Below are 5,311 nucleotides of genomic sequence, written 5' to 3' on the forward strand. Positions count from 1 at the left end.
CACCGGGCCGACGCGCTTGACCCCTTCATCGAGCACTACAACACTGAACGAATCCACTCAAGCCACGGGCTCACGCCCGCGGCCCGAGTGTCACCAACGTCATGACCCAGTACAGCTAGCTCGCGGCGCCCGCCGCGCGATCGCCCACGAGCTCCACGGCGAGATCCGGATGGTCGACGAAGACGCCGTCGACGCCCGAGTCGAGGAGGCGCCCCCAGTGAGTGCGGAAGTCACCGTGGGCGGACCTCGCACCGGGACCGCGGAGGGGCTGGGGCAGGAACGCGTTCTCCGGACGCAGCGTCCAGGTGAAGACCGAGAGGCCGGCATCGTGAGCGCGTGGCACCAGGTCGGACACGGGGGCAGCCTCGCCGGCGGAACCGAAGCCGCCCGCGGGGCAGATGCGCTCGACGCCGACGCTGATCCCGTCCACCTCCTCGGCGAGCGCCGCGAGCCCCGCATCCGTCAGCTGCTCGTCGAACGTGATGGCGGAGTCGCCGTCGCGGGCGACCTCGTCGATCGCCGCGCCGCGTCCGTCGAGGAGGTACACCAGTCGCGCCGCGATGCCGTGAGCCCGGACGCCGAGGAGCGCGCTCCGCTCGAAGGACTCGATCGTGAGGCGCGACGCGTCCTCCGCCCAGCCGTGCTCGCGCAGGTCGCGGGCGAGGAGCTCGTCGAGCGGCATGCCGAGGGCGGCGAAGTGCGTGGCGTGCTTCATCTCCGCGACCATGCCGAGCGGCCGGCCGTGGCGCGCCGACTCCTGGTCGATGATCCGCAGCAGGTCGGGAAGGGACAGCACGGTCTCCTGGTCGTCGTGGGCTGCGCTGTCCGGCCGGGCCGCGGGGACCCGCTCCCGGCAGCGGAGCGTGCGGATCTCCGCCCACGTCATGTCCTCCGTGAACCAGCCGCTGCGCTCCACGCCGTCGACGACGCGGGTGGCCCGGCGGTCGGCGAACTCCGGGCGGTCGGCCACGTCGGTCGTGCCGGACAGCTCGTTCTCGTGCCGGATGACGAGCACGCCGTCGGACGAGGCGACGAGGTCGGGTTCGACCGCGTCCGCGCCCTGCGCGAAGCCGAGCCGCACGGCGGCGGCGGAGTGCTCGGGGCGGTAGCCGCTGGCTCCGCGATGGGCGATGACGAGGGGGCGAGTGCGAGGGGCGTGATCCACGCCGCGCACGCTACAGGCGTCGGGTGGACGGCGAGCGCGTACTCATCCGGGGAAATGCACGGCCCAGGCGAGTGGTCTCCCAGCCTGGCCAGCTAAATTGGCTGGCAATCACGTTCAACCACCACTGAGAGTAGAAGGACCATGGCCAACCCCACGTTCTCCAACAACCCGGTCTTCAACGGCCGGGGTGCGACGCCCACGAGGGATGTGACCCCGGAGAGCCTCGACGAGCTCTACAACCGCCCGTCGGCCACGCCGCTCGAGACCGACCGGATGACCTTCGAGGACACGACCGTCAAGACGGTCAGCCTGCTCGCGATCGTCGTCGTCCTCGGCGCCGTCGCGTGGCTCTCGGGCCCGCTCGCCCTCCCTCTCGCGATGCTCGGCGGCATCGGCGGCCTCGTCCTCGGCCTCGTCAACTCCTTCAAGAAGGAGCCGTCCGTCCCGCTCATCGTCGCGTACGCGGCGTTCGAGGGGCTCTTCGTGGGTGGCATCTCCCGCGTCTTCGACACCATGTACCCCGGTGTCGCGACGCAGGCGGTCCTCGGCACGGCGGCCGTCTTCGCGACGGTCCTCACTGCTGTTCCGCAGCGGCAAGATCCGCGCCTCCGCCAAGGCGACCAAGATCTTCATGATCGCGATGGTCGGCTACCTGGTGTTCTCGCTCGCCAACTTCGCGCTCACGGCCTTCGGGGTCTTCGACAGCCCGTTCGGCCTGCGCAGCGAGACCATCGCGGGCATCCCCCTCGGAGTCATCGTCGGCCTGTTCGTGGTGCTGCTGGCGTCGTACTCGCTGGTGCTCGACTTCGACTTCATCCAGCGCGGCGTCCGCGCCGGCGCCCCGCGCAAGTACGGCTGGACCGCGGCGTTCGGCCTCGTGGTCACCATCGTGTGGCTGTACGTCGAGCTGCTGCGCATCTTCGCGATCCTGCGCGGCAACAACTAGCACCACCGCAGGTCCCCGGCACAGCACCGCGGACCGGCAGCACGATGAAGGCCGCTCCCCGAGGGGAGCGGCCTTCGTCGTGTCAGCGCCGGGGCGCCGGCGGGAGGATCACTCCCATTCGATGGTGCCCGGCGGCTTCGACGTGACGTCGAGCACGACGCGGTTGACCCCGTCGACCTCGTTCGTGATGCGGTTCGAGATGCGCGCGAGCACGTCGTACGGCAGGCGGGTCCAGTCGGCGGTCATCGCGTCCTCGCTGGAGACGGGGCGCAGCACGATGGGGTGGCCGTAGGTGCGGCCGTCGCCCTGCACGCCGACCGAGCGGACATCGGCGAGGAGCACGACCGGGCACTGCCAGATCTCGTCGTCGAGGCCGGCCGCGGTGAGCTCGGCACGCGCGATGGCGTCGGCCTTGCGGAGCAGCTCGAGGCGCTCGGCCGTGACCTCGCCGACGATGCGGATCCCGAGGCCGGGACCGGGGAACGGCTGGCGGCCCACGATGGCCTCGGGCAGGCCGAGCTCGCGGCCGATGGCGCGCACCTCGTCCTTGAAGAGGGTGCGGAGCGGCTCGACGAGCTCGAACTTGAGGTCCTCCGGCAGACCGCCGACGTTGTGGTGGCTCTTGATGTTCGCGGTGCCCGTGCCGCCGCCCGACTCCACCACATCCGGGTAGAGCGTGCCCTGCACGAGGAAGCGGATCGGCTCGCCGTCGGCCTTCGCCTCGAGCACGAGCGCCTCGGCGGCGCCCTCGAAGCTGCGGATGAACTCGCGGCCGATGATCTTGCGCTTGGCCTCGGGATCCGTGACGCCCGCGAGGCCGTCGAGGAACTGGTCGGCCGCATCCACCGTGACGAGCCGCACGCCCGTGGCGGCCACGTAGTCCTCCTCGACCTGGCGGCGCTCGTCCTGGCGGAGGAGGCCGTGGTCGACGAAGACGCACGTGAGCTGGTCGCCGACCGCTCGGTGCACGATCGCGGCGGCGACAGCGGAGTCGACGCCGCCGGAGAGGCCGCAGATGACGCGGGCGTCACCGACCTGGGCGCGGATCCGCTCGACTTGCTCGGCGATGACGTTGCCGCTGTTCCAGTCGCCGGGGATGCCGGCGGCGCGGTGCAGGAAGTTCTCGAGCACGGCCTGGCCGTGCGCGGAATGCTTGACCTCGGGGTGCCACTGCACGCCGTAGAGGCGGCGCTCGTCGCTCGCGAACGCGGCGACGGGCGTGGACGCGCTGGAGGCGAGGATCTCGAAGCCCTCGGGCGCCTTCGACACGGAGTCGCCGTGGCTCATCCACACGGTCTGGTCGTCGGGCTGGCCGTCGAGCAGGGTGCTGCCGGGCGTGAGGGTGACCGCCGTGGATCCATACTCGCGCTGACCGGTGTGCGCGACCTCGCCGCCGAGCGCGCGGGCCATGACCTGGAAGCCGTAGCAGATGCCGAGCACGGGGACGCCGAGCTCGAGGATCCCCTCGTCGAGGCCGGGCGAGCCCTCCTCGTAGACGCTGGACGGACCGCCGCTGAGGACGATGCCCGACGGGTCCTTCGCCCGGATCTCCTCGGCCGTGATCGTGGACGGCACGATCTCCGAGTACACGTTGGCCTCGCGGACGCGGCGGGCGATCAGCTGCGCGTACTGGGCGCCGAAGTCGACGACGAGGACGGGGCGCTGGTTCGTGGGGTTGTCGACGCTCAAGTGGTGGCCTCCGTGGTGGTGGTCGGGTCGATGGGTCGGGGATCCGCGTCGTCGCGGTCGTCGGCGGCGGGTGCCGGGCGGCGCGGCGCCTCGAGCTTCGCGATGACCTCCCGCACCCGGCGGGCGATGCGCGCCTCGACGATGAAGGAGAGGAACGGCACGACGCCGCCCGCGGCGATGAGGATGAAGCGGGTGAACGACCAGCGCATCTTCTGCCAGAGCAGGAAGTCGCTGATGAGGTAGACGACGTAGATGTTGCCGTGGACGATCTGGATCAGGAGGCTCAGGTTCGTGCCGGTGAGCGTGTCCGCGGGCGACAGCGCGAGGAAGCCGGACGGGCCGTTCAGCTCGAGCTCGTAGCCGGCGCCGGCCAGGTACTGCAGAGATCCGTCGACGAACTGGAAGCCGGGCAGGTACTTGATGCCCATCTCCACGACGAGGAGGAGCAGGAACGCGCCGGTGATGAACGCCATGACGCGGTAGAAGCCGAGGACCCTCCGGATCTGCGGGACGTCGGAGCGCTTGAGTCCGTAGGCCATGCGTGGATCCTACCGGTCGGCGTCTGCGCGGATCCCGCGACCAGGAGCGCCGGCGGCGTCGTCGAGGCCGCCCTCGGGGAGCGGGTCGTCGTCGTCATCGTCGTCGTCGTCATCGCGGTATCCGGGCTGCTCGCGGGTCCACGTGTCGCGCACCGTGCGGTACCAGACCACGATCGCGAAGATCGCGAAGACCGCCCACTCCGCCGCGTAGAAGATGTTGAGCCAGTTGAGCTGCACGGCCTCGCTGGGCGGCGGCGAGTCGATCGCGGTAAGGCCGGCCACGGGCGTCGACGCGACGATAAAGCCGTTGTAGACGTCGCCCAGCTCGCCCGGCCAGAGGTTGATGAGCGCGGCCGTGCTGAGCCGGGTCATGCGCTCGGGGTCCTGGCCTTCGCCTGCGGGCTCGGGCTGCTCGCTCGGCAGGAAGCGGCCGACGATCTCCTGGACTCCCACGGGGGATCCGTCGCCCGCGTTCAGCTTCGCGGCGACGCCGGCTGCCTCCTCGTCGGTCGCGGCCCAGCCGAGCGCGACGGGGACGCTGTCCGGCAGCGCGTCGGGCGCGGGATCCGCGGAGCCGCCGTCGTCCGTGATCGACAGGTGACCGACCACCCAGGCCCCGGTGCGGCCGGCGTTGAGGCGGTCGGAGACGACGACGAAGTCGCCGGGGACCAGGGAGCCGGCGACGGTGACCATGTGCCCGGCGGACCGGTCGGTGACGTAGCCCTGCGGCTCGACCAGCGTGCCGAGCGGCAGCGCCGTCTCGGTGTCGCGCTCGATGACGACGCCCGACTCGACCGCGCGCGCCAGCTGCCACTGCCCGAGCGCGGCGAAGCCCGCCGCGATGACCAGGGCCAGCGCCAGCAGCGCGACAGAGCGGGGGCGGCGTGCGACCTGGCCGAGGCTGGGGCCGGGGGCGTCGCGGCCGCCCGGGCCGGATCCCGCGGGCTCGGCGTCGGGACGCGGCTCGGCGTG

The 5,311-nt window shown here is 71.5% G+C and carries 4 protein-coding genes and 2 pseudogenes; 2 read left to right on the plus strand and 4 right to left on the minus strand.

What is annotated here, in order from left to right:
* Positions 1 to 105: pseudogene (locus HDR73_RS08040) on the plus strand (IS481 family transposase); the annotation flags it as partial.
* 10 nt (positions 106 to 115) lie between these two features.
* Here HDR73_RS08040 and HDR73_RS08045 read toward each other — a convergent pair.
* A complete protein-coding gene (locus HDR73_RS08045) occupies positions 116 to 1,174 on the minus strand; it encodes a glycerophosphodiester phosphodiesterase family protein (protein ID WP_012297984.1) in 1,059 nt (352 codons plus the stop codon).
* Positions 1,175 to 1,306: 132 nt separating this feature from the next.
* On the opposite strand from HDR73_RS08045, the pseudogene HDR73_RS08050 reads away from it, so the two are divergent.
* Positions 1,307 to 2,111 (plus strand): annotated as a pseudogene (locus HDR73_RS08050) (Bax inhibitor-1/YccA family protein).
* Positions 2,112 to 2,219: 108 nt separating this feature from the next.
* On the opposite strand, the gene guaA reads toward HDR73_RS08050, so the two are convergent.
* The 3 genes from guaA to HDR73_RS08065 all read right to left on the minus strand — a co-directional run.
* Positions 2,220 to 3,800, minus strand: coding sequence for a glutamine-hydrolyzing GMP synthase (gene guaA, locus HDR73_RS08055; RefSeq protein ID WP_012297983.1), 1,581 nt, complete (start codon positions 3,798 to 3,800; stop codon positions 2,220 to 2,222).
* On the minus strand, positions 3,797 to 4,339 hold the full coding sequence (locus HDR73_RS08060; protein WP_012297982.1) for a DUF3817 domain-containing protein: 543 nt from the start codon (positions 4,337 to 4,339) through the stop codon (positions 3,797 to 3,799). The genes guaA and HDR73_RS08060 overlap by 4 nt, the downstream gene beginning before the upstream one ends.
* Positions 4,340 to 4,348: 9 nt before the next feature.
* Positions 4,349 to 5,311, minus strand: a 963-nt coding sequence (locus HDR73_RS08065) for an SURF1 family cytochrome oxidase biogenesis protein (protein ID WP_287136302.1), incomplete at its 5' end; no start/stop codon positions are given.

Origin of the sequence: Clavibacter sp. (assembly GCF_014802555.1) — a bacterium.
GTDB lineage: Bacteria > Actinomycetota > Actinomycetes > Actinomycetales > Microbacteriaceae > Clavibacter > Clavibacter sepedonicus.

Bases quoted from the DNA above. Each gene is read 5' to 3' on its own strand.
- HDR73_RS08060 (WP_012297982.1), bottom strand. From the start codon at position 4,339: ATGGCCTACGGACTCAAGCGCTCCGACGTCCCGCAGATCCGGAGGGTC.